General features: G+C 51.5%; 29 protein-coding genes and 1 pseudogene. 18 read left to right on the plus strand and 12 right to left on the minus strand.

Annotated features, from left to right (window positions below; genetic code table 11):
• Positions 1-49: 49 nt before the first annotated feature.
• The 8 genes and pseudogenes from hemH (at position 50) to MKQ70_RS00240 (ending at position 6931) form a co-directional block, all read left to right on the plus strand.
• Positions 50-1105, plus strand: a complete 1056-nt coding sequence (gene hemH, locus MKQ70_RS00205) for a ferrochelatase (RefSeq protein WP_248065958.1) — start codon at positions 50-52, stop codon at positions 1103-1105.
• Between the two features lie 311 nt (positions 1106-1416).
• Positions 1417-2534: pseudogene (locus MKQ70_RS00210) on the plus strand (Re/Si-specific NAD(P)(+) transhydrogenase subunit alpha).
• 86 nt (positions 2535-2620) lie between these two features.
• Positions 2621-2896, plus strand: a complete 276-nt coding sequence (locus MKQ70_RS00215; RefSeq protein ID WP_248065961.1) for an NAD(P) transhydrogenase subunit alpha part 2 — start codon at positions 2621-2623, stop codon at positions 2894-2896.
• On the plus strand, positions 2878-4419 hold the full coding sequence (locus MKQ70_RS00220; RefSeq protein ID WP_248065963.1) for an NAD(P)(+) transhydrogenase (Re/Si-specific) subunit beta: 1542 nt from the start codon (positions 2878-2880) through the stop codon (positions 4417-4419). The genes MKQ70_RS00215 and MKQ70_RS00220 overlap by 19 nt, the downstream gene beginning before the upstream one ends.
• Before the next feature lie 23 nt (positions 4420-4442).
• Positions 4443-4751 (plus strand): hypothetical protein, encoded by a 309-nt coding sequence (locus tag MKQ70_RS00225; protein ID WP_248065965.1) that lies wholly within the window; start codon positions 4443-4445, stop codon positions 4749-4751.
• 14 nt (positions 4752-4765) lie between these two features.
• The gene (locus MKQ70_RS00230; protein WP_248065967.1) at positions 4766-5446 is read left to right on the plus strand and encodes an RsmB/NOP family class I SAM-dependent RNA methyltransferase; all 681 of its coding nucleotides are present in this window, start codon (positions 4766-4768) and stop codon (positions 5444-5446) included.
• Positions 5434-5856, plus strand: coding sequence for a methyltransferase RsmF C-terminal domain-like protein (locus MKQ70_RS40855; protein WP_248065969.1), 423 nt, complete (start codon positions 5434-5436; stop codon positions 5854-5856). Before MKQ70_RS00230 ends, MKQ70_RS40855 begins: the two co-directional genes overlap by 13 nt.
• A 244-nt stretch (positions 5857-6100) precedes the next feature.
• Positions 6101-6931 (plus strand): DPBB and LysM peptidoglycan-binding domain-containing protein, encoded by an 831-nt coding sequence (locus tag MKQ70_RS00240; RefSeq protein ID WP_248065971.1) that lies wholly within the window; start codon positions 6101-6103, stop codon positions 6929-6931.
• On the opposite strand, the gene fmt is transcribed toward MKQ70_RS00240, so the two are convergent.
• From fmt to MKQ70_RS00255, 3 genes are read right to left on the minus strand one after another with little or no spacing between them, the layout of a single operon-like run.
• Entirely contained in the window at positions 6849-7889 is a 1041-nt protein-coding gene (fmt, locus tag MKQ70_RS00245; protein ID WP_248065973.1) for a methionyl-tRNA formyltransferase, read from the minus strand. The two genes, MKQ70_RS00240 and fmt, sit on opposite strands and share 83 nt — an antisense overlap.
• Before the next feature lie 9 nt (positions 7890-7898).
• Positions 7899-8411 (minus strand): DUF1343 domain-containing protein, encoded by a 513-nt coding sequence (locus MKQ70_RS00250; protein ID WP_248065975.1) that lies wholly within the window; start codon positions 8409-8411, stop codon positions 7899-7901.
• Between the two features lie 2 nt (positions 8412-8413).
• On the minus strand, positions 8414-9052 hold the full coding sequence (locus MKQ70_RS00255; protein WP_248065977.1) for an exo-beta-N-acetylmuramidase NamZ family protein: 639 nt from the start codon (positions 9050-9052) through the stop codon (positions 8414-8416).
• Between the two features lie 101 nt (positions 9053-9153).
• On the opposite strand from MKQ70_RS00255, the gene MKQ70_RS00260 reads away from it, so the two are divergent.
• From MKQ70_RS00260 to MKQ70_RS00280, 5 genes are all read left to right on the plus strand, one after another.
• On the plus strand, positions 9154-9570 hold the full coding sequence (locus tag MKQ70_RS00260; RefSeq protein WP_248065979.1) for an FKBP-type peptidyl-prolyl cis-trans isomerase: 417 nt from the start codon (positions 9154-9156) through the stop codon (positions 9568-9570).
• 117 nt (positions 9571-9687) lie between these two features.
• A complete protein-coding gene (locus tag MKQ70_RS00265; RefSeq protein ID WP_248065983.1) occupies positions 9688-10260 on the plus strand; it encodes a zinc-binding metallopeptidase family protein in 573 nt (190 codons plus the stop codon).
• The gene (gene pepT, locus MKQ70_RS00270; protein WP_248065986.1) at positions 10257-10940 is read left to right on the plus strand and encodes a tripeptide aminopeptidase PepT; all 684 of its coding nucleotides are present in this window, start codon (positions 10257-10259) and stop codon (positions 10938-10940) included. Before MKQ70_RS00265 ends, pepT begins: the two co-directional genes overlap by 4 nt.
• An 83-nt stretch (positions 10941-11023) precedes the next feature.
• On the plus strand, positions 11024-11743 hold the full coding sequence (locus MKQ70_RS00275) for a MotA/TolQ/ExbB proton channel family protein (RefSeq protein ID WP_248065989.1): 720 nt from the start codon (positions 11024-11026) through the stop codon (positions 11741-11743).
• A 63-nt stretch (positions 11744-11806) separates the two neighbouring features.
• A complete protein-coding gene (locus MKQ70_RS00280) occupies positions 11807-12178 on the plus strand; it encodes an ExbD/TolR family protein (protein WP_248080863.1) in 372 nt (123 codons plus the stop codon).
• 57 nt (positions 12179-12235) lie between these two features.
• Here the strand turns inward: MKQ70_RS00280 and MKQ70_RS00285 are convergent, their stop codons facing one another.
• The 4 genes from MKQ70_RS00285 to MKQ70_RS00300 form a co-directional block, all read right to left on the minus strand.
• On the minus strand, positions 12236-12637 hold the full coding sequence (locus tag MKQ70_RS00285) for a hypothetical protein (RefSeq protein ID WP_248065992.1): 402 nt from the start codon (positions 12635-12637) through the stop codon (positions 12236-12238).
• Entirely contained in the window at positions 12624-13400 is a 777-nt protein-coding gene (locus tag MKQ70_RS00290; protein ID WP_248065996.1) for a peroxiredoxin family protein, read from the minus strand. The genes MKQ70_RS00285 and MKQ70_RS00290 overlap by 14 nt, the downstream gene beginning before the upstream one ends.
• A 29-nt stretch (positions 13401-13429) precedes the next feature.
• Positions 13430-13729, minus strand: coding sequence for a DUF4369 domain-containing protein (locus MKQ70_RS00295; protein WP_248065999.1), 300 nt, complete (start codon positions 13727-13729; stop codon positions 13430-13432).
• A gap of 166 nt (positions 13730-13895) precedes the next feature.
• Positions 13896-14654, minus strand: a complete 759-nt coding sequence (locus tag MKQ70_RS00300) for a N5-glutamine methyltransferase family protein (protein ID WP_248066002.1) — start codon at positions 14652-14654, stop codon at positions 13896-13898.
• A 54-nt stretch (positions 14655-14708) separates the two neighbouring features.
• On the opposite strand from MKQ70_RS00300, the gene ribD reads away from it, so the two are divergent.
• Positions 14709-15758, plus strand: a complete 1050-nt coding sequence (gene ribD, locus MKQ70_RS00305) for a bifunctional diaminohydroxyphosphoribosylaminopyrimidine deaminase/5-amino-6-(5-phosphoribosylamino)uracil reductase RibD (RefSeq protein ID WP_248066005.1) — start codon at positions 14709-14711, stop codon at positions 15756-15758.
• A 109-nt stretch (positions 15759-15867) separates the two neighbouring features.
• The gene (locus tag MKQ70_RS00310) at positions 15868-16359 is read left to right on the plus strand and encodes an IMPACT family protein (RefSeq protein WP_248066010.1); all 492 of its coding nucleotides are present in this window, start codon (positions 15868-15870) and stop codon (positions 16357-16359) included.
• A 136-nt stretch (positions 16360-16495) separates the two neighbouring features.
• Here the strand turns inward: MKQ70_RS00310 and MKQ70_RS00315 are convergent, their stop codons facing one another.
• Together MKQ70_RS00315 and MKQ70_RS00320 are read right to left on the minus strand one after the other, a co-directional pair.
• Entirely contained in the window at positions 16496-17386 is an 891-nt protein-coding gene (locus MKQ70_RS00315) for a 3-hydroxybutyryl-CoA dehydrogenase (RefSeq protein ID WP_248066014.1), read from the minus strand.
• A gap of 75 nt (positions 17387-17461) precedes the next feature.
• Complete coding sequence (locus MKQ70_RS00320; RefSeq protein WP_308198889.1) at positions 17462-18136, minus strand: carboxypeptidase-like regulatory domain-containing protein; 675 nt, start codon at positions 18134-18136, stop codon at positions 17462-17464.
• Between the two features lie 47 nt (positions 18137-18183).
• Here MKQ70_RS00320 and MKQ70_RS00325 point away from each other — a divergent pair, with 47 nt between their 5' ends.
• The 3 genes from MKQ70_RS00325 (at position 18184) to MKQ70_RS00335 (ending at position 20058) form a co-directional block, all read left to right on the plus strand.
• Positions 18184-19281, plus strand: coding sequence for an Mrp/NBP35 family ATP-binding protein (locus tag MKQ70_RS00325; protein WP_248066021.1), 1098 nt, complete (start codon positions 18184-18186; stop codon positions 19279-19281).
• Between the two features lie 155 nt (positions 19282-19436).
• Positions 19437-19886, plus strand: a complete 450-nt coding sequence (locus MKQ70_RS00330; protein WP_248066025.1) for an FMN-binding negative transcriptional regulator — start codon at positions 19437-19439, stop codon at positions 19884-19886.
• 34 nt (positions 19887-19920) lie between these two features.
• On the plus strand, positions 19921-20058 hold the full coding sequence (locus tag MKQ70_RS00335; protein ID WP_248066029.1) for a hypothetical protein: 138 nt from the start codon (positions 19921-19923) through the stop codon (positions 20056-20058).
• Positions 20059-20334: 276 nt separating this feature from the next.
• On the opposite strand, the gene MKQ70_RS00340 is transcribed toward MKQ70_RS00335, so the two are convergent.
• Genes MKQ70_RS00340 through MKQ70_RS00350 form a run of 3 tightly spaced genes read right to left on the minus strand, consistent with a single transcriptional unit; the run spans position 20335 to position 21700 of the window.
• Positions 20335-20991 carry a Gfo/Idh/MocA family oxidoreductase gene (locus MKQ70_RS00340; protein WP_248066044.1) on the minus strand — a complete coding sequence of 219 codons (657 nt, stop codon included), beginning with the start codon at positions 20989-20991 and terminating at the stop codon, positions 20335-20337.
• A complete protein-coding gene (locus tag MKQ70_RS00345) occupies positions 20919-21431 on the minus strand; it encodes a Gfo/Idh/MocA family protein (protein WP_248066046.1) in 513 nt (170 codons plus the stop codon). Before MKQ70_RS00345 ends, MKQ70_RS00340 begins: the two co-directional genes overlap by 73 nt.
• 59 nt (positions 21432-21490) lie before the next feature.
• Positions 21491-21700 carry a twin-arginine translocation signal domain-containing protein gene (locus MKQ70_RS00350; protein WP_248066048.1) on the minus strand — a complete coding sequence of 70 codons (210 nt, stop codon included), beginning with the start codon at positions 21698-21700 and terminating at the stop codon, positions 21491-21493.
• Positions 21701-21732 lie beyond the last annotated feature (32 nt).

Raw genomic sequence — 21732 nt, forward strand, 5'->3', positions numbered from 1 at the left:
AAATGAGATAGTTTTGCATTTCTAAATCTAAAAGGTCAGTATTAAGGTCATGAGCTCAACATCTGAAACAGGGATTGTATTAATGAACCTGGGGTCTCCCGATTCTACGAACGTCCCTGACGTAAAACGCTATTTATCCGAATTTTTGATGGACAAACGGGTGATCGACTACCCCTGGCTGATACGCAAGATCGTAGTCGATGGTATTATTGTACCCCGCCGTTCGCCAAAATCTGCCGAGGCGTATAAGTCTATCTGGTGGAAAGAGGGCTCCCCGCTGATCGTGCTCACCAAACAACTGCAGGCAGCCGTTAAGGAAGAACTGAGCGATGTGCCGGTGGAAATTGCCATGCGGTACGGACATCCTTCCCCGCAATATGCTTTCGGTAAACTCATGAAAGAAAATCCGCAACTGAAAGAAGTGGTGCTGGTGCCTTTATACCCGCACTATGCCATGTCCAGTTACGAAACGGCGGTAGAATACGCCAAAGAGATTTACCATAAAAAGCAATACCCTTTCAAATTAACCATCATCAAACCTTATTTTGATGATGAGGCTTACATAGATGCGCTGGCCGACAGCATGCGTCCGTACGTGGAGCAGGATTATGACCACCTGCTATTTAGCTACCACGGCGTTCCGGTGCGGCACATTCGAAAGGGCGACATTACCGGGCAGCATTGCCTGAAGGTGAATGATTGCTGTAACGTGGCCAGCGAGGCGCATAAGCAGTGTTACCGCCACCAGGTGATCTTTACGTCGATGCTCGTGGCACAAAAGCTCGGCATTCCTAAAGAAAAATGGAGCGTATCGTTCCAGAGCCGCCTGGGTCGTGAAGAATGGATTCAACCTTATACCGCCAGTGAGTTCGAAGAACTGCCGAAGCGGGGTAAGAAGAAATTACTGGTGGCTTGTCCCGCTTTCGTGAGCGATTGTCTCGAAACCCTCGAAGAAATCGGGGTAGAAGGTAAACACTCCTTCCTCGAAGCCGGCGGCGAGAGCTTCACCATGATCCCCTGCCTGAACACTAACCCGAGCTGGGTAAAAGCCGTGTCGAAATGGTGCACGGAGATTAAAGAAGGGCAGCGCGAAATGGCGGTGTAAACTTAAAGAGATAAGGAAAAGGCCGGCTACACGCCGGCCTTTTTGTTGTAATAGGATATTCCCCTTCTTCTCCACCTCTTCACCATGCTTTCACCATGTCTTCACCATGTCTTGAGGATGCTTTGAAGCATTTTGGTAAAATGCTATCACCCTGTTTAATTTTCTCTATCCTGGACAATTTTTCCTCCATCTGGACAATTTTTCGCCTGATCGCTAACGTATATTTGATGATATAAAGCGGAAAAATAATAGGGGTATCGGCCGCTTTGTATCACTTTTTCAGTTAAATTCACATTATAAATCTCCATAAGATGATTTTGGGTGTTTTAAAGGAATTACCAGGCGAAAACAGGGTGTCACTCGTACCGGAAGTAATCAAACAATTGTTGCCATTCAAGGTAAGGGTGTTGGTAGAGCCGGAAGCCGGACTATCCGCCTTTTTCAGCGACGACGCTTACCGCGATGCGGGAGCGGAGATCACGGAACGCAGCGCTTTGCTGCAGCAGGCCGACCTGCTGTTGAGCATTCACCCGCCGGCGCCGGAGGTTTGGTCGCAGGCCCGCGCCAATGCTGTGTGGGCCGGTGTTTTTCAGCCGCTGTTTAATCTTTCGTTGATGCAGGACTTGGCCACCAAAGGTTTTACGGTGTTCAGCCCGGATAATATTCCCCGCACCACGCGCGCCCAGAGCATGGACGTGCTCAGTTCACAGGCCAATATAGCCGGTTATAAGGCAGTGCTGCTCGCAGCGTATAGTTATTCCCGTTACTTCCCGATGTTTACCACCGCCGCAGGCAGTATTCCGCCGGCGAAGGTGCTTATTCTCGGTGCGGGGGTAGCAGGCTTGCAGGCCATCGCGACCGCACGCCGTTTAGGCGCCGTGGTAGAGGTGTTTGATACGCGTCCTGCCGTAAAGGAGGAGGTGATGAGTCTCGGCGCCAAGTTCGTGGAGGTGGAAGGCGCCGCGGATGCTTCCAAAGCAGGCGGTTACGCGGTAGAGCAATCAGACGCTTACAAACAGCAACAGGCGCAAAAGATCGCAGACAGTGCGGCGAAAGCAGATATCGTGATCACCACCGCGCAGATTCCCGGTAAACAGGCGCCGGTGTTATTGCCCATCGCTGCATTGGAAAAAATGCGGCATGGCTCTGTGATCGTGGATCTGGCAGCGTCCACAGGGGGAATACAGCGGTGACAAAGAACGATGAAACCGTGTATTATAACGGCGTTACCGTGATCGGTAATTCTGCCCTGCCTTCGCAGATGCCCGCCGATGCAAGTAAGCTGTACGCGAAAAATGTATTCAACTTCCTGAAACTGATCATCGATAAAGAAGGCAACCTGCATCTCAATTTCGAGGACGATATCGTAAAAGGCGCCTGCATTACCCACGGCGGCGTTATTGTGAACGAACGTGTAAAACCACAATAAGTTTATGGATACGATTTTATATTTCTTCACCCAACATATTCAGCTCATTTACATTGTAATCCTATCGGTGTTCCCTGGGCATAGAAGTGATCGGCCGCGTACCATCGGTATTGCATACACCGCTCATGAGCGGCGCCAACGCCATTCACGGCGTGGTGATCATCGGCGCTATCATCGTGATGGGCAAAGCAGAAAGCGATAATTACGTCGCGCTGATCTTAGGGTTCCTCGCCGTGATACTGGGTACGCTGAACGTGGTCGGCGGGTTTGTGGTCACGGACCGCATGCTCGAAATGTTTAAAGGAAAAAAGACAGGAAATAGGTTTTATTCAATCTTGTTCGTATGGCTATCAGTCTCCTGAACCTTGCTTATTTAATTGGCTCCATTACTTTCATTATCGGTCTGAAAATGCTCAGCCATCCGGCGTCTGCGCGCAAAGGCAACCTCATTGCCGCCGGCGGTATGGCGATCGCCATATTCGGCACTATCTTTTTATATGAAGATGCGGGCGGCGGTTTGCATAACTACGCGTGGATCTTCGCCGGACTCGGTGTGGGCGGTATCATAGGCGTATTGTCCGCGAAGAAAGTGAAGATGACGGCCATGCCTGAAATGGTGAGCCTCTTTAACGGCATGGGCGGCGCTTGTGCCATGTTGATCTCCATCGTGGAGTTTAATCACCTGCTGCACCAGGCACAGGCTTTTACGCATTTAGACGGCAGTTTGGGTACGCTGGATGTAAACGCCCTGATCGCCGACGGTTTGCGCGCTATACTGGACCAGGCAAACCTCGCGGGCAATAGTGCCGGCAAGCTCCTGATCATCATGTTAGGCATGCTGATCGGAACGGTGTCTTTCATGGGCAGTATCGTTGCCTGGGGTAAACTGAATGGCCGCATTAAAGACAGGTCGTTCAGGGGACAACACATCATGAATATTGCATTGCTGCTATTACTGGTCGTGTTCGTGGTATATGCCGTTGTGCGGTACCACCAGGCAATGGATCATCTTCCAATTGTATCGGCCGAAGCACTGCGCACGATTTCGATCGTATTTTATGTGGTATTGGGATTGTCCGCCCTTTACGGCGTACTGTTCGTAATGCCCATTGGTGGTGCGGATATGCCGGTGGTGATTTCTTTATTGAACTCGTTTACTGGTGTGGCCGCGGCTTTTGGCGGCTTCCTGTACGATAATCCGGTAATGCTCACCGGCGGTATTCTCGTAGGTTCTGCCGGCACCATCCTGACGATCCTGATGTGTAAAGCCATGAACCGGTCTTTAAAGAATGTACTGATAGGCTCCTTCGGCGGCGGCGCGGCGGCTGCCGGCGGTGAAGCCAAAGAACAGGGGCACTATAAGGAAATTACGTTACCGGATGCCGCGGTGGTGCTCTCGTACGCCAACCGGGTGATCATCGTGCCGGGATACGGCCTCGCTGTAGCCCAGGCCCAGCACGCTTGTCACGAGCTGGAAAAGCTGCTCGAAGATAAAGGTGTGGAGGTGAAATACGCGATCCATCCAGTGGCCGGCCGTATGCCGGGACATATGAACGTACTTTTGGCAGAAGCGGACGTGCCGTACGATAAGCTGGAAGAAATGGAGCAGGCCAACGACCAGTTTGCGACCACCGATGCGGTGCTGATCCTGGGGGCGAACGATGTGGTCAACCCCGCCGCCAAAAGTGATCCTGCGAGCCCGATATACGGAATGCCCATCCTCGAAGTGGAACTCGCCAAAACCGTGATTGTAAATAAGCGCAGTATGAAACCGGGGTACGCAGGCATTGAGAACGAACTGTTCTTCCAGCCCAAAACCTCGATGTTGTTCGGCGACGCTAAAAAGGTGCTGCAACAGCTGGTAGACGAAATCAAGCAGATCTGATTATTTTTGCCGGAAAAACGAACTTGCCGGATTTACTCAATATATTAATCGATTCGCTGCAACATGCGCCGGGCTTTCAGCGCGATGCGTTTGCAGCGGTACATGCCGAGGCGAAGCAGCTCACCTCCGTACGCCTCAATCCTGCGCGGTTGTCGACGGAGCAGCAACAGGAACTACTGGCTGGTTTTGCGCCCATCACCACCGAAAAAGTACCCTGGAGTAATACAGGGTATTATTTGTCTTCCCGTCCCTCTTTTACGTTCGATCCGCTGTTTCATGCCGGCGCGTACTACGTGCAGGAAGCATCTTCCATGTTCTGGAGCATGCGGTGAGATCGGTATGTAATTTGCAACAACCGCTGAAAGCGCTGGACCTGTGTGCCGCGCCGGGTGGTAAAACGACTTTGCTGCAATCGCTGTTGTCCAACGAAAGTATACTGGTCGCCAACGAAACGATTCGTGCAAGAGCCGCGCTGCTGGCTGATAATATCACAAAGTGGGGCGCCGTAAATGTAGTCGTGTCCAACAACGATCCGCGCGACTTCGCCCGCCTCGAAGGGTATTTCGACCTGATGGTGGTAGATGCGCCCTGCTCCGGCTCCGGCCTCTTTCGCCGTGATCCGGAATTGATAGTGGAGTGGTCGCCGGAGAACGTAGCGCTTTGCTGCCAGCGCCAACAGCGTATCCTGGCCGAAGCCATGCCGGCCTTAAAGCCCGGAGGTGTGCTCATTTATTCCACCTGCTCGTACTCGCAGCAGGAAGATGAAGAAATTATGCAATGGCTGCTGGATAATTTCGGGGTAGAGAACCTGCCGCTGCCTATTGATCCGGCCTGGGGCATCGTCACAACGAAAACAGGCGAAGCGGAAGGTTATCGCTTTTACCCGGACCAATTAAAGGGAGAGGGCTTCTTTATTACTTGTTTCAGAAAAAGGACGGCAACGAGTTTTATCGCAAACAAAAAGAAGCGCCGGCCCGCCTGGCGAAGAAAGATACAGAACGCCTGTCTGCATGGGTGGCCAACGTAGATCAATATGTATACACCGACCACCAGGGCACCGTTTTACAGCTCACACCTACTTTGGGAAATGAGCTGCCCGTGCTCCAAAAGTCGCTCTACATCCGCAAAGCCGGCGTAGCACTGGGGCAACTTACTGCCAAAGAACTGATCCCCGATCACGAGCTGGCGATGAGTATAACGGTGAATAAAGAGATACAGGCCGTGGAGCTGGACCGGGAACAGGCGATCAAATATTTGAGGAAAGAAGACGTTTCACTGGAGGGATCATACAAAGGTTGGGCATTGATGCGTTTTAAAGGTATGAACCTGGGTTGGGCAAAAATATTGCCGAACCGCATCAATAATTATTACCCGAAAGAATTGCGGATATTGAAGGCCACAGACAGCCAGGCAAAGAAGACCAACGAAGAGGAGTAAGGAAAAAATCATTTATAACATTTATATTCGTCCCTTAAAGTATTAGAGATTATGTTAAAGTCAGTTTTGGTGCTGTTTTGTTAACCTGTACGCTGCAATTGTCCGCCCAGGACACGCTGGTAGTACAGGGGAGTGCGCCTGATCTCCATTTAGTGCATGTGGTTAAGAAGGGAGAAAACTTTTACAGCCTGTCAAGGGCATATGGCCTGCCCCCAAGGAAATAGCCGCTAAAAACAATATTTCTATGGAACAGGGACTGCAACTGGGACAGCGGGTAAACATCCCCCTGACCAAAGCCAACTTTGCACAAGCCAAAGGTGTACCGGCAACCGGTGTACGTCCGGTGTATCATGTGGTGACTGAAAAAGAAACATTATACCGCATCAGTACAAACTATAACAAAGTAGCGATTGATAACATCCGTGAGTGGAACGGTTTTTCCGGCGATGGTGTGAAGAAGGATGCTTACCTGGTGGTAGGTTGGGTAAAAGGCAACGGTACCGCGCCTGTAATGGCGAAAGCACAACCGGCAGCGCCCGTGACGCCGCCTCCGGCACCGGTTGAAACACCTGCTCCTGCCACGCCGCCACCGTCAACGCCGCCTGTAGCCGAAGGTTTGCCGCCAGTGCCCATCGTAGGTGATGCACCACCGGCCGCTGCGCCTAAAACAGAAACAGCTGCCCCCGCACCTGCACCGGTAAAACCAGCAGTAGAGAGCTTCCCCGCTACCACCGGCGCTGTAATGCCCTCACCGCCCGATGAATCATTCGAGCGCATGTTCGATCAGCAGACCGATGGCGGAAGAGATATTACGAGCGAAAAAGGCCCTGGCTCCTGGTTCCGCGCAAACGCACAAAGCAAATATTACGCCCTGCATAAAACAGCGCCCCGTGGCACGATCGTGAAAGTTACCAACCCGCTGAACGGCAAATCCGTGTATGCAAAGGTACTGGATGCTATTCCACAGTCGAAAGCGAATGCCGGCCTGATCATCAAGTTGAGCAACAGTGCGCAGGAAGCGCTGGGAACAACGGAAGCGAGGTTCTTCTGTGAATTAAAATATGAAGAGCAATAGCAATAAAAAGGCGCACCGTCCAGTGCGCCTTTTCTTTATGATAGTCTAAACCCTCGTAAAAACTCCTGTACCCCCATCCGTTTCTTACCTTCCAGCTGAATTTCTTCCACCGCCACGTACCCCCGTCAGCAGCGAACTTCAGGTAGGTTTTATGATCGGTAACCACTTCGCCCGGCGCCATATTATGTGCGGCGATTTCTTTAGTGGCTTTGAAGATCTTCAACGTTTTGCCCTGTAATACCGTCCAGGCGGTAGGATAGGGGCTGAGGCCGCGGATCAGGTTGTAGGCCTGTGCTACGGGTTTATTCCAATCTATTTTACAATCTTCTTTAAAGATTTTCGGTGCATGTTTGAGCGTGCTCTCGTCGAGGTGCGCCTGTGGCGTGCCTTCGGGATTACCGGTAGCGATAGCGGCTACGGTTTTGATGAGCAGCGAGGCGCCTGTTTGCATCAATACATCGTGCAGTTCGCCGGCAGTTTCATCTTCGCGAATGGGCACGGTGGCCGAAAACAGGATGTTGCCCGTATCGATCGCATGCTGCAGTTTGAACGTGCTCACGCCCGACTCTTTTTCGCCATTGATGATGGCCCAGTTGATGGGCGCGGCACCGCGGTAGTTGGGTAGCAGCGAAGCGTGCACGTTAATGGTACCCAGCGGGGGCATACTCCATACAGCTTCCGGCAGCATGCGGAATGCTACCACCACTTGCAGATCGGCTTTCAGGGAAGATAACTCGGCAAGGAACTCCGGGTTACGCAGCTTTTCAGGCTGCAACAGGCGCAGTCCTTTTGATACCGCGTATTGTTTCACCGCGCTTTGGTTCAGTTGCAAGCCACGGCCAGCGGGCTTGTCCGGCGCAGTGATCACGCCAACGATATCATATCCCGCCTGCACCAGTGCATCCAGCGATGCAACGGCAAAATCAGGCGTGCCCATAAAAACGATCTTCAGATTCATCTGTCAAAATTACTCAAAATCCGTGTACAGCAGGTAGCGCTTGCGGACAGCTTTGAATTTAGCGAGCCCCGGCGCCCAGCTGGCGCGGATCTCCGTTTCGCTTTTGCCTGCTTTTATTTGTTCCTGCAGTGTACTGTTGCCGGCCAGTTTGTTGAAGAAGCTGTTAAAGAACTTCGCTTTGTCCGGGAACAGGCTGTAGGCTTTCAATATCCAGCTTAGCTCCACTTTGTCTGCCGGTTTATCTTTCGATAAATCGTAGCCGTAACATACTTTATCCAGTAAGGGCGGGTTCTTGGCGCCGGCTACGCTGCGGGGCGTAAACTGGTAAAGGTTTTTAGGCAGATCGGGATGCCCGAATACCTGGAAAGGCTTGTCTGTACCGCGTCCCAGGCTTAACTGCGTTCCTTCGAACAGGCAGGTGCCGGGGTATAAGTAGATCGACTGCATATTGGGCAGGTTGGGCGATGGTTTCACCGGCAGCGCGTACCTCGTTTTATGTGTGTAACCTTTGCAGGTGATCACTTTCAGATTACAGTGCTGTTTTTATCAAGCCACTTTTCGCCGTTCAGCATTTGCGCATATTCGCCCACCGTCATGCCATGCACAATGGGAATCGGCTGCATGCCTACAAACGAACGGAATTCGGTGTCGAGCACGGGACCGTCTACATAATGCCCGTTGGGATTGGGGCGGTCCAGTACGATGAGCAGCTTTTTATTATCTGCGGCCGATTCCATCAACTCCTGTAAAGAAGAAATGTAGGTGTAGAACCGCGCTCCTACATCCTGTATATCAAACACGAGCACGTCCACCTCTTTTAAATCCGCTGCATCCGCTTTGCGATGTTTGCCGTAAAGCGATACGATAGGGAGGCCGGTGGCTTCGTCGCGGCTGTTGCCCACCTTTTCGCCGGCGTCTGCATTACCGCGGAAACCGTGCTCCGGACTAAAAATCTTTGTGATGTTTACTTTAAGTTTCAACAGCGAATCTACCAGGTGCGTATTGCCAATGGTAGCGGTTTGATTCACGAGCAGGGCTACGCGCTTGCCCTTTAATAGCGGCAGGTATTCCGTGGTCCTGGCCGCTCCGGTGATAATAGACGTGGTTTGGGCCTGTGTGCCTAAGCTGAGCAGCAACAATGCCAAAGCGATGGTTTTCTTCATGTCTTAAAAATGAGAAATATCCCGAATAATCCCAAATCGGCCGCGAATCCTAACTTTTACTTACCTTAGCACGTATTAATTAACTTTTTTAAACAGATTTTATGCAAGCAGTTCAAAACGGGGATACCGTAAGGGTTCATTATCATGGCAAGCTGACAAACGGTACCACGTTTGATTCGTCTGAAGGTCGTGACCCTCTGCAATTTAAGGTAGGTGCTGGAATGGTGATTAAAGGTTTCGACAATGGCGTGCTGGAAATGAAAGTGGGCGATAAAAGAACCGTGAATATCCCGGTAAACGATGCATACGGTCCTAAAAACCCGGAAATGATGATGGAATTCCCCCTTTCCAACATTCCCGCGGACCTGAAGCCTGAAATCGGCATGGAGCTGCAGATGAGCAATCCGCAGGGCCAGGTATTCCCGGTGAAAGTAGCTGCTGTAGGTACTGAGTTCATTACCCCGGACGCTAACCACCCGCTGGCTGGCGAAGACCGGTGTTCGACATCGAACTGGTAGAAATTCTGCCTGGTGAGTCTAAAATCATCACCAATTTCTAATTCGCATTTATTTCATTTCGTATAAAGAAAAGATCAGGCCCGTTAGCAGCCCTGGTCTTTTTTAATTAAGCAAGATATGTTCTCTGGATACGCTTTTACCGCTGCTACCCGCTTTATGGAATATGTTCAGGTAGATACTGAATCCGACCCGTTAAGCAACTCGTTCCCCTCCACGGAAAAACAAAAGAACCTGGCCGGCATACTGGTGGCCGAATTGCAGGAAATGGGCATTACCGAGGCGCACATGGACCAATACGGTTATGTTTACGCAACAGTGCCTTCCAACGTACCGCATGATGTTCCGGTAATCTGCTTCTGCTCACACATGGATACCTCCAGCGATTGCAGCGGCCATGGAGTTAAACCCATCGTACACAAAAACTACGACGGTAGCGATATTGTGCTGCCGGACGACCATACCCAGGTATTACGCGCGGCCGATCATCCTTATTTAAAGGAAAAGATCGGAAACGATATTATCACCGCCAGCGGCACTACTTTGCTGGGCGCGGACGATAAGGCCGGCGTAGCCGAAATCATGGATGCCGTGCATTACCTCACCACGCATCCCGAAGTAAAACACGGCGCTATCCGCATCCTGTTCACCCCCGATGAGGAAATTGGCAGGGTGTTAAGCATGTGGATATGAAAAAACTGGGCGCCGCATTTGGCTATACACTGGATGGCGGCGAACTGGGGTCACTGGAAGATGAGACATTTTCTGCCGATGCTGCTAAGATGATTATCGAAGGCGTAAGCACCCACCCGGGTATGGCGAAAGGTAAACTGGTAAGCGCGATCAAGATCGCTTCCGAAATCGTGGCCAGTCTGCCTAAAGATACCCTCAGCCCCGAAACGACCGAAGACCGCGAAGGCTTCGTGCATCCCGTGCGCATGCAGGGCGTGGTAGAGAAAGCGGAAATCGACTTTATCGTACGCGACTTCACCACCGAAAAACTGCAGCAGCACGAAGCGTTCCTGCAAACGACGATGGACAAACTGCTGCAGCATTATCCCGCCGCCAAAGGCACTTTGCAGATTACGGAGCAATACCGCAACATGAAGGAAGTACTGGACAACTACCCGCAGGTGAGCAATTACGCGGAGGAAGCGATCCGCCGCGCCGGTGTAGTACCGCTGAAAATGAGCATTCGCGGTGGTACCGACGGTTCCCGCCTGTCCTTTATGGGATTGCCCTGCCCCAATATTTTTACCGGTGAAATGGCATTCCACAGCAAGCTGGAATACGTAAGTATACAGGATATGCAAAAGGCCGTGGAAACGATCGTACACCTGGTGATGATCTGGGAAGAAAAGAGCCGCTCATAATATTTTGAGGGCCGCGCCGTTTTTAGTTTAGCAATTTATCCTTACTTTAATCCCTTACATTTGCAAGGTTTAAAAATTTATACATGTTATTAGGACTTGTTACGTTCATACAGGATTCATTACTCAGTCCACGACCAGATACGGTATCGGCCGGCGCCGCGGCCGGTGTACCGCCGCCCGATCAGCAGATCCATCTGCTGGATATGCTCATGAAGGGCGGGGTGCTCATGATCCCGTTAGGCATTCTTTCGCTGATCGCCGTGTATTTCTTTGTAGAGCGTTATATCACCATTTCCAAAGCCGGCAAAATTGAAGACAACTTTATGCCGATGGTGCGCGACCACATTACGTCCGGTAACCTGGTAGCTGCGCGTTCCCTTTCCAAAAACACCAACAATCCTATTGCCCGCGTAATCGATAAAGGCATTCAAAGGATCGGCAAACCGATGGAGATCATTGAAAAATCCATGGACAATGTGACCAATCTCGAAGTATATAAACTGGAAAAGAACACGGTGGTCCTGTCGATCATCGCCGGTATTGCACCGATGTTCGGGTTTCTCGGCACCATTGCCGGTATGATCCAGACGTTCTTCAACATCTCCATCACGTCGGACATTACGCTGAGCGCCATTGCCAGCGGTATCTATGTAAAAATGGTGACTTCCGCTACCGGTTTGATCATTGGTCTGATTGCCTTCATTGGTTACAGCTACCTGAACGCGCAGATCGACAAAGTGGTAAACAAAATGGAAGGCGCATCCGCGGAGTTCGTAGACATCTTGCAGGAGCCTACCCGCTAATTTTTACATCTGTAATTCTACTATTGCATGAAATCAAGGAGGCGAAATAAAAGACATGTGGAGATGCACAACTCAGCGTTGAACGATATCCTGTTCATCCTGCTGTTGTTCTTCCTCATCGTGTCTACACTGGCCAACCCGAACGTGATCAAACTCACGCTGCCCAAAGCGACCAGCAATACCAAAGCCACGCAAACCGTGGTGGTGAGTATTGACCAGTCGCGCCAGTTTTTTGTAGGCACGGGCCGGGTAGATTTTGCCCAGCTGCGCGAAGCACTTATTCCCAAACTGCATAACGCCGACGTGAACAACACGATCGTGATCAATGCGGAAAAAAGCGTGCCCATCGAAGATATTGTATCGGTGATGGAAATCGCACGCGAGCTCAACGCCAAGGTGGTATTGGGTACCGCCAAACCAGGCGCGGGTAAATAGCTCAATCTTTTATATGAATAAAAAGGCCGGACTGTAAAAGCCCGGCCTTTTCTTTATTTAACATTCCGAATAATCCGCGGAGAATGTACCGTTCAGGGCGTACAGCTTATCGATGGGTACTTCCGTTCCATCCTGCAGCCGCATAAATTGCCGGCCTTCCTTTTCAAACAGGTCCGTAATAAGGCCATTGGCGCGGGTTACACCATTGTCGTCGTACAACACCGAAGCAATTTTCTTTTGCTGATATACTTCCTGTACCAAAGGGTAGAAGCTGCCGCCGGTGGGAATGGTTTCTCTTGTGTCCATATTGATGGTATTTGTAATAAAGGTATGCAATATTGAGGCAGCCGGACGGGAAGCCATGAAATGGGCAATTGTTGCCGCCATATCATAAAAAAGCTGCCCGGTTACAGGCAGCTTTTCTTTTATCATGTTGATGAATGGACTAGAGTACTTCACCCAGTTTTTTCGCCAGGTCTTCACCACGGAGGTTCTTCGCGATGATTTTACCCTGCGGGTCAATCAGCAGGTTAGAAGGAACAGACTGGATACCGTATTGTACGGCTACCGCGTTGCTCCAGAACTGCAGGTCGGAAACGTGGTTCCAGGCCAGCTGGTCGTCAGCGATCGCCTTGATCCATTTGTCTTTTTCACGGTCGAGGGAAACACCGAGGATCGTAAAACCTTTGTCTTTGTATGCGTTATACGCTTTTACCACGTTCGGGTTTTCTGCGCGGCAGGGACCACACCAGCTTGCCCAGAAGTCGATCAGCACATATTTACCGCGGAAAGAAGCCAGGGTAACGTCTTTATCGTTCTGGTCCTTCTGAGTAAAGTCCATCGCCTGTTTGCCGATAGAAGTTTTCTCAGCGGTTTCCAGGGATTTAGCGAGGCGTTTACCGGTAGCGGTATTCCTTACCCTTTCGCTCAGTGCAGTGAAAGCAGGGTTTACTTTATCATAATCCACTGCGCCGCCAATCTGCTGTGACAGGTAGTACAGGGAAACATATGCGTTCGGATTAGCTTTCATGGCGGCAGTCTGTTTTTCCTGCACTTTCTCGTAAATAGCCATGTATTTGCCTCTCAGTGCTTCCATTTGCTCAGGCGTAGCGGCATCGCCGAGTTTCATGGCTTCGCCACGGATAGCGTCCATTTCTTTCATCTGCTCCTTGCTGGCGGCTTCTGTTGCAGCGTAAATAGCGTGCGATTCGCTGCCTTTCACAGTGGCGTTGGAAACAGAGTCCTTAACAGTCAGGGTGATGGTGCTGGTTCTACGAACAGGTTCAGGCTGTTTTTGGTGCGACCGCCCGGCGTTTGGATATAAACAGTTACCAGCTTAGGTTCTGCCACTTTAAAAGGAGCGGTAAAGGCGCCTTTTTTATCGATAAGGGCGGAGTCGAGTGTTACTTTGCCTCTTGCTGGTTGTGCTACATAAATGTAAGAGCCGGCTGCTGCGCCTTTTACGGTGCCTTTAAGGGTTACGCTCGCGCTATCCTGTGCCATGGCACATAAAGGAAGCAACGCGATGCTGCTGAAGATTAGTTTTTTCACGTGTTGTTTTTTAAAGATTGGTGATTTTGACAGATTGTAAAAATACGGAATGCAGGGAACTTCATCGCTACCGCTTATCCTTTGGTAGCGCTCACCATACGGTCTTTCCCGAACAGGTCGGCGCGGAGGATCACATTTATGAAACCCTGGGCATGCAGCAGTGCTACTACTTCTTTTCCCAATGCCTCGTTGATCTCGAAGTATAATTTACCCTGCGGCGCGAGTTTCTGCTGGGCGAGCAGGCCGATGGCGCGGTAGAACAGGAGCGGGTCGAGGTCGGGTACAAACAACGCGAGCGATGGCTCAAAATCCACCACCGGTGTTGCATGTCCGCTTTTTCGCGCTGGCGGATGTAGGGTGGGTTGCTGACGATGATGTCGAATTCCGGTAAAGTGGCGGTGGCGGCGGTGTCCAACGCATCCATGACGGCAAAGTGTACCGGCGCGTGTAATCGCGTGGCGTTACCCTGCGCGGTGGCCAGTGCGTCTTCGCTCACATCTATCGCCCATACCGTGGCCCCGGGTAAATTCTTTTGCAGGGAGATGGGTATGCAACCACTGCCCGTGCCGATGTCCAGCAGTCGTATTGGCCCGCCGGGCTGCTCCGTTAATATCCATTCCACCAGTTCCTCGGTTTCGGGGCGGGGAATGAGCACACTTTCATTTACACGGAACTCCATCCCGTAAAACCAGCTTATACCAATGATGTACTGGATGGGCCGGTTGCGTTGCAGATCGGTTATGGCCGACTGCAAAGTCTGTAGCTGTTCGGGTTCCAGGGCTTTGTCCTTGTGCACGATCCGGTCCATTTTACCCATACCGGTAACGTGTTCCATCAACATATGTGCAATGTTGGCAGCTTCACGGGCTTCGTATAAAGGGAGTATCGTGTTGGTAATATGTGCAAATGCTGCCTGTATGGTCATGGTTATATGGAGTAGGAAAGATATTTTTGCAAACATATCATTTTCAAACGCTTTATGGACGGCACTCACGAATTATTTATGCAACGCTGTATACAGCTGGCGCAGCTTGGCGCTGGTCTTACGGCTCCAAATCCAATGGTGGGCGCTGTCCTGGTACATAATGGCCGTATCATCGGAGAAGGATATCATCAAATATATGGTCAGGCGCATGCCGAAGTTAACTGCCTGGCCAGCGTGGCGGAGGCCGACCGGCCCCTCATCCCGCAATCTACGATCTACGTAAGCCTGGAGCCCTGTGCACACCATGGCAAAACCCCGCCCTGCGCGGATCTTATCATCCGCGAACAAATCCCGCAGGTGGTGATCGGATGTGTAGATTCGTTTTCAGAAGTATCCGGTAAAGGCATTGCCAAACTGGAAGCCGCGGGTATCACAGTGGTCACCGGCGTGCTGGAGCAGGCATGCCGTACGCTGAACAAACGTTTTTTCACGTTTCATGAACGGAAACGTCCTTATATCGTATTGAAGTGGGCACAGACGCAAGGCGGCTTTATCGCTTCCGAAACCGGCCCGGTAAAGATTTCCACCGGTATTACCGATCGGCTGGTGCACCGCTGGCGCAGCGAGGAAATGGCCATCATGGTGGGTACACGTACCGCCATCCTGGATAATCCGCAACTGAACAACCGCCACTGGCATGGTCTCGCACCCATCCGCCTTGTGCTCGATCCGCAATTGAAGGTACCGCGCGATCATTATGTATATGATCACAACGCTTTGTCTTTCTTTATTATTGATAAAAATATAGAAGCGCCTAAAGGTGTTACCGGCATTCTGCTCGACTTTTCCCTTCCACTTCTGCCGCAATTGCTCGAAGTGCTGCACCAGCGGCAGATCCAGAGCGTACTGGTAGAAGGTGGGGCCAACCTGCTGCAACAGTTTCTCGATACCGGTTACTGGGACGAGATCCGCGTAATTACCGGGCAGCAAACAGAACTGCTCAACGGCCTGCGCGCACCCGAGCCACACAACCATGTGCATGGTAGTACCGAAATGCTCGACGGCGACACGATCACTACTTATTATAAACAGGGAAATAACTAATGGAGGTTTATTACACGATTGAAAAGCCCGCCACCGCGGAGTTTAAAGACAAAGGCAGCAAATTTCTCGCCTATGCCTACCCGGTAAAGTCGGCAGAGGAAGTGAAGGAATGCCTCGCAGAAGTAAAAAGGAACATCCCAAGGCCACGCATCATTGCTACGCCTACCGTCTTGGTACGGATGGCACGGCCTTCCGCGCTGTAGATGATGGCGAACCCGCCGGTTCTGCCGGCAAACCCATTCTCGGGCAAATTGACAGCAAACAGTTAACCGATACTGCCGTGATCGTGGTACGTTATTTTGGCGGTACGCTGCTAGGCGTGCCTGGACTGATCAACGCGTATAAAATGTCGGCGGCTATCGTGTTGCAGCTGATCCCGGCGATACAAAAGAATGTGGAATCGCACTACGATCTCACGTTCGACTACACCATCCTCAACGATGTGATGACGATCGTGAAACAGCAGAACTGCACGGTGTATTCGCAGGAATTGCAGTTGTTCTGCACCATGCGCGTCGGTATTCCCCGTACCAACGAAGATTTGTGCCTGTTAAGGCTGAAAGATATTTACGGACTGGAAATCGCGAAGGTTAAAAAGTAGCCCCGAGTTGCTTCAGGCTGATGCCGAATAACTTCTTTAACACCGTTTGCCGGAACAGGCAGTCAATATCAGTAAACAGGCAGCAGTTGCTTTATCGTATAAAAAACGGCCTCACGTAAGGGAGGCCGTTCGTCATTTATGCATTAAACCTTGGGCTGACCACCAGGTCTTTACTGCCCGCGGTATATTGATAAAATCCTTCCCCGCTTTTCACGCCGAGGAAACCGGCGTTCACCATGTTTACCAGCAGGGGACAAGGTGCGTACTTCGGGTTGCCGAGTCCTTCGTGCAGTACACGCATGATGTACAGGCATACATCGAGGCCAATGAAATCGGCCAGTTGTAAAGGTCCCATCGGATGGGCCATGCCCAGTTTCATCACGGTATCAATTTCCGCTACACCCGATACGCCCTCGTGGAGGCTGATAATTGCCTCGTTGATCATCGGCATAAGAATGCGGTTGGCTACAAAGCCCGGATAATCATTTACCACGCAGGGTACTTTACCCAGCTGCCGCGATAAAGCGGTAATTTTTTCGGTAACGGCCTTGTCGGTCGCATAGCCATTAATGATTTCCACCAGTTTCATAACGGGCACCGGGTTCATGAAGTGCATGCCAATTACCTGCGCCGGCCTTTTGGTGGCCGCAGCAATCTGGGTGATGGAAATAGAGGAGGTATTAGTAGCCAGGATGGCGTCTGCAGGGGCATGCGTATCGATATCGGCGAAGATTTTCAGTTTGAGGGCCACGTTTTCGGTGGCGGCTTCCACGACCAGCGAGGTGTTTTTCACTCCTTCGGCCAGGTCGGTAAACGTAGTGAGATTGGCCAGTGTTTGTGCTTTGGTAGCTTCGGTAATGGTTTCTTTGGCCACCTGGCGGTCCAGGTTTTTGGTGATGGTACCCAGCGCTTTCTCGAGTGCGGGGGCGGAAACGTCGATCAGGTTTACTTTAAAGCCGTTTTGCGCAAATACGTGCGCAATGCCGTTACCCATGGTGCCGGCGCCAATGATGGCTACTTGTTGCATAATACGTGGTTGTTTTTGGTGAACCGCTTCCATACAGGCGGATCAGGCAATTTAAAGATTTATATGCAACGGGCCCTAATCTTTATTCTTGAAGTCGCCCCGCTTCCAGGACTGTATAAACTGTGCCCAGGCCAGCGGATTAAAGATATTCTGCGGCGGCACCTGGCCGGCGTAGTACAGCGATTGCTGTTGTTTTTTCATGTAGTTGTTATAGGCTTCGCCACCGTCAACTGTGAGTGTGCGCTGGAGGGCGCGCAGTTTGGTAGCCTCCGTATTCTTACGGGCAATTTCATACTGGTCGTTCGGAATATCCATGCTGATGAACATTTTCTCAAACTCTTCCCGGGTAGGATAGGGTTTGATGATGGTCACCGGCAGGTACATGGTATCTTCTACGAGCAGCTGGATCATGGAAAAGTTATTACCCTTCAGCTCCGGTGGAATGCGGTATTCCTTCTTGCGGAAACCTACTGCGCTGAATGTTAGCGAGTCACCTTTAAACACGACGATAGAGAAAATACCCTGCGAGTTGGAAATAGTACCCCGGTTCTGGCCATGCACGATAATACTCACCGCCGGAATAGCCCGGAGGCTGTCGGCTGTCATAGTAACTCCCGAAATCTGTATCACGCTGTCTTTGAACGCAGTGAGCTGAGCTTTGAGAAAAAACGGCAGGCATAGCAGAATAACAAGTATGTAGATTTTTTTGATCATGCGTTCGACGAAGATAAACAGAATCAAATTAAACATCAATTAGGTTAACTTTGCAGGACGGAACTCATTTTTAACAACAATTTATGATGACGAAAGAGCAGATAATTCACGCCCTGAGCCATGTTGAGGAGCCTGATCTGGGGAAAGACCTCGTGACGCTTAACATGGTGAAGGACATAGCAATAGATGGCGAAAAAGTAAGTTTCACGGTGGTGCTCACAACGCCCGCCTGCCCGTTAAAGGACCTGATCCGTAACGCCTGTATCAATGCGGTAAAACACTTTGTAAATAAGGAAGCGATCGTAACCGTAAATATGACCGCGAACGTTAATTCTACCCGTAAAGACGCCAGAACGGTACTGCCCGGAGTGAAAAACGTGATCATGGTAGCCTCCGGTAAAGGCGGCGTAGGTAAATCTACGGTAGCGGCCAACCTGGCCATCGCACTTGGCGAAGGTGGCGCAGCCGTGGGACTGATGGACGCCGACATTTATGGCCCCTCCGTTCCCATCATGTTCGGCGCCCGCGGTGAACGCCCGATGATGGTGTCTGTGGATGGCGTAGGTAAAATCGCCCCCATGGAGAAGTTTGGTATCAAGTTTATGTCTATCGGCCTGCTGGTGGACGAAAAGCAAGCCATCGTATGGCGCGGCCCCATGCTGAGCAGCGCGTTACGCCAGTTCGTGACCGACGTACACTGGGGCGAGCTGGATTACCTGATCATCGATATGCCTCCCGGTACCGGCGACGTGCAGCTGACGCTGGTACAGACCGTTCCCGTAACCGGCGCGGTGATCGTGACCACTCCGCAGGAAGTAGCCCTGGCAGATGCTAAAAAAGGTATCGCGATGTTCGCAAGTTCGGCCATTAACGTACCGGTGATCGGTTTGGTCGAGAACATGGCCTACTTCACGCCAAAAGAATTACCAGAGAACAAATATTACATTTTCGGTAAAGAAGGCGGTAAACGCCTGGCCAGTGAGCTGGATATCCCTTTCCTGGGACAAATTCCCCTGGTGCAGGGCATCCGCGAAGGCGGCGATTATGGTCAGCCCGCGATTATCGGCGACGATGAGGCTACCAAAAAGGCGTTCATCGACTTTGCCGGCGCTACTGCGCGCGGTATCGCGATGAGGAACGCCAACCTGGCGCCGACGAAGATCGTAGAAGTAATGGTGTAGCAGCAAAAGGTTGTTCCCCGGCTGAAGTGTGCGACGCAACGGCGGCTGAGGAAGGAAAAACAGCCGGGCTCATAATATTCACAATTGGGAGAGGTGTATATACCGTTCATTCATTTGATGCGGTGTATACACCTTTTTCTATAGACATTTGTACCATGCACACACCCAAAAGATACCAGGAAACTGATTGGAACCTGATCGCCGGTTTTGTCAGGGAAAACAGCTTTGGCCTGCTCATCAGCACGCTGGACGGCCGGCCGGTAGGCACACACCTGCCCCTGGAACTGCGCGAAAAAGAGCCGGGGAAATGGGTGCTTGAAGGTCACGTTTCCGCGGCCAACCCGCAAAAGCATACGTTTGCCAGCGGACAACCTTTCCTGGCGGTGTTCACCGCCGCTCATAGCTATATTTCCTCGTCCTGGTACGCGGAAGAGAAGATACCTACCTGGAATTACATAGCTGTGCACATTTATGGATCGCTTCATATCCAAAGTGAAGACCAGATGCGTCATTCGCTCGAACGCCTGATGGATACCCACGAGGCTGCCTCCCGATGTCCAGTGCATATAAACGATATTACCCCGAAGAACTTCGCAAAAACATGAAAGGCATTGTGGGCTTTGAACTGAGCGTAGACGGGTGCAAAGCACCTTTAAACTGAGTCAGAACCGCCACGATGACGACTATTTCTCCGTCATCACCCACCTGAAGGCCAGGGGCGATGAGGATTCGCGCCGTATTGCAGAAGAGATGGAGAAGCGCAGGCCGCATTCCTAAAAGATAATTAAGCCAGCATTGGGCCTTTACCCGGCCGCCGTCGCGTCGCACACTTCGGCGGCAGCAACCTTGCTGTGCCCATTATGCAACCTTGCTCCCTCCTTCGTTAATCCTTCGTTGATCCTACGTTGATATTTCGTTCAACTTAGGTTCACGAACCTTGGTTGAACCTAGGATGAACCTAGGATGAACGAAGAATGCTTATTGGATGCAGCCATAAAACAAACAGGCCGGCACAAATGGCCGGCCTGCGTTCAGTCTTCAAGGACGTGGCTTTTACAGGGTAAAGGCTTTTCCGCCCACCATCACTTCCTGTTTCGCTTCGTCAAAAGTGGCCTTCATACCGGTACGGTAAGCGGCGTTGCCCATGATGAGCGCGATGGAGTGGGAGTATGCCGCTTCAATCGGCGCATTGGTTTCTTTGCGGTCGCGTACCGACTGCATCCAGTTGCGCATGTGGGCGTAGGTGGTAGGATCGCCGCCGGTATTGGCAGAGGTGGCAACGCCCCCTGCCGCTTCGGAGAGCGTAAGGTTAGGCAGCAGGTTTGCATGCATGCCCATGGCCTTCGCTTCGCTTTCGGTCATACCGCCGGTGGAAGATATCTTGTTGGTGCTCATGTCGATCATGCCACCATTAGAATAGTACAGTTCTTTGGTACCGCCTGCCGAGTTGTGGAAACGGGAGCTGTAAGCCACCTGGAAACCGGTTCCGGGGTCGTTTGCCGGACCATAGTCAAACACCGCGGTGAGCGTATCCGGGTTGGTACGGCCGTCTTTCCACTGGTAAATACCGCCATTGGCTACCGCGCTGCGCGGATGTTTGAGACCGGAGAACCAATGTACGGTATCGATCTGGTGGGTCATCCACTGGCCGAAGATGCCGGAGGAATAAGGCCAGAACAGGCGGTACTCCGGTATTTGCGCGGGTCCCATTTGTCTTTCGGACGACCAGCCAGGAAGCGGTTCCAGTCCACATCCGATTCGCGGATGTCTTTAACGAGGCCGGGACGGCGCCAGCGGCCGGGCTGGTTTACGTTCCAGGTCATTTCCACCATGGTGATATTACCGAATTTGCCTTCTTTGATAAAGTTGGCGGCGGCATGGTAGCTGGCGCCACTACGGCGCTGCGTACCTACCTGGAAAATCTTTTTTGAATCTTTTACCGCCTTCAGGGCCGAGCGTGCGTCAGACATGGTTTCGGCAAAAGGCTTCTCGCAATACACATCGCAATTGGCTTTAACGGCCTCGATGGTGTGGTACGCGTGCTGGAAGTCGGCCGTAGCGATGATTACCGCGTCGATGTCCTTGTTACGGTACAACTCATCATTATTCATATAGGCAGCCACATCGTGGCCCAGCTTGCCAGACAGCATCCGTTTGCCATCCTCGCGGCGGCGGTTCCAGATGTCGGACAGGGCAATAATATCGAAGTTCAGTTTCGGCGGTTGGCGAGGAAAGTAGGCATCAGTGCTTCGCGGAATCGGTCGGAATAGCCGACAACGCCCACGTTTACACGATCGTTGGCGCCCATGATGCGGGCGTAGCTGCTGGCGGGAAGGCCCATGGCGCTGATAGCGACTCCCGCGCCGCCCATAACCGACTGTTTCAGAAAAGCACGGCGGGATTTAGAAGATTGCGTCATACGTTCTAAGGTTTTATTTGATAAGCTTGATT

The sequence above is a fragment of the Chitinophaga sedimenti genome (assembly GCF_023156195.1).
Classification (GTDB): domain Bacteria; phylum Bacteroidota; class Bacteroidia; order Chitinophagales; family Chitinophagaceae; genus Chitinophaga; species Chitinophaga sedimenti.

Bases quoted from the DNA above. Each gene is read 5' to 3' on its own strand.
- hemH (WP_248065958.1), top strand. From the start codon at position 50: ATGAGCTCAACATCTGAAACAGGGATTGTATTAATGAACCTGGGGTCT.
- MKQ70_RS00220 (WP_248065963.1), top strand. From the start codon at position 2,878: ATGGCTATCAGTCTCCTGAACCTTGCTTATTTAATTGGCTCCATTACT.
- MKQ70_RS00240 (WP_248065971.1), top strand. From the start codon at position 6,101: ATGGAACAGGGACTGCAACTGGGACAGCGGGTAAACATCCCCCTGACC.
- fmt (WP_248065973.1), bottom strand. From the start codon at position 7,889: ATGAATCTGAAGATCGTTTTTATGGGCACGCCTGATTTTGCCGTTGCA.
- MKQ70_RS00255 (WP_248065977.1), bottom strand. From the start codon at position 9,052: ATGAAGAAAACCATCGCTTTGGCATTGTTGCTGCTCAGCTTAGGCACA.
- MKQ70_RS00260 (WP_248065979.1), top strand. From the start codon at position 9,154: ATGCAAGCAGTTCAAAACGGGGATACCGTAAGGGTTCATTATCATGGC.
- MKQ70_RS00265 (WP_248065983.1), top strand. From the start codon at position 9,688: ATGTTCTCTGGATACGCTTTTACCGCTGCTACCCGCTTTATGGAATAT.
- pepT (WP_248065986.1), top strand. From the start codon at position 10,257: ATGAAAAAACTGGGCGCCGCATTTGGCTATACACTGGATGGCGGCGAA.
- MKQ70_RS00275 (WP_248065989.1), top strand. From the start codon at position 11,024: ATGTTATTAGGACTTGTTACGTTCATACAGGATTCATTACTCAGTCCA.
- MKQ70_RS00280 (WP_248080863.1), top strand. From the start codon at position 11,807: ATGCACAACTCAGCGTTGAACGATATCCTGTTCATCCTGCTGTTGTTC.
- MKQ70_RS00300 (WP_248066002.1), bottom strand. From the start codon at position 14,654: ATGACCATACAGGCAGCATTTGCACATATTACCAACACGATACTCCCT.
- ribD (WP_248066005.1), top strand. From the start codon at position 14,709: ATGGACGGCACTCACGAATTATTTATGCAACGCTGTATACAGCTGGCG.
- MKQ70_RS00310 (WP_248066010.1), top strand. From the start codon at position 15,868: ATGCCTCGCAGAAGTAAAAAGGAACATCCCAAGGCCACGCATCATTGC.
- MKQ70_RS00315 (WP_248066014.1), bottom strand. From the start codon at position 17,386: ATGCAACAAGTAGCCATCATTGGCGCCGGCACCATGGGTAACGGCATT.
- MKQ70_RS00320 (WP_308198889.1), bottom strand. From the start codon at position 18,136: ATGTTTAATTTGATTCTGTTTATCTTCGTCGAACGCATGATCAAAAAA.
- MKQ70_RS00325 (WP_248066021.1), top strand. From the start codon at position 18,184: ATGATGACGAAAGAGCAGATAATTCACGCCCTGAGCCATGTTGAGGAG.
- MKQ70_RS00330 (WP_248066025.1), top strand. From the start codon at position 19,437: ATGCACACACCCAAAAGATACCAGGAAACTGATTGGAACCTGATCGCC.
- MKQ70_RS00340 (WP_248066044.1), bottom strand. From the start codon at position 20,991: ATGGGACCCGCGCAAATACCGGAGTACCGCCTGTTCTGGCCTTATTCC.
- MKQ70_RS00345 (WP_248066046.1), bottom strand. From the start codon at position 21,431: ATGCTGTCTGGCAAGCTGGGCCACGATGTGGCTGCCTATATGAATAAT.
- MKQ70_RS00350 (WP_248066048.1), bottom strand. From the start codon at position 21,700: ATGACGCAATCTTCTAAATCCCGCCGTGCTTTTCTGAAACAGTCGGTT.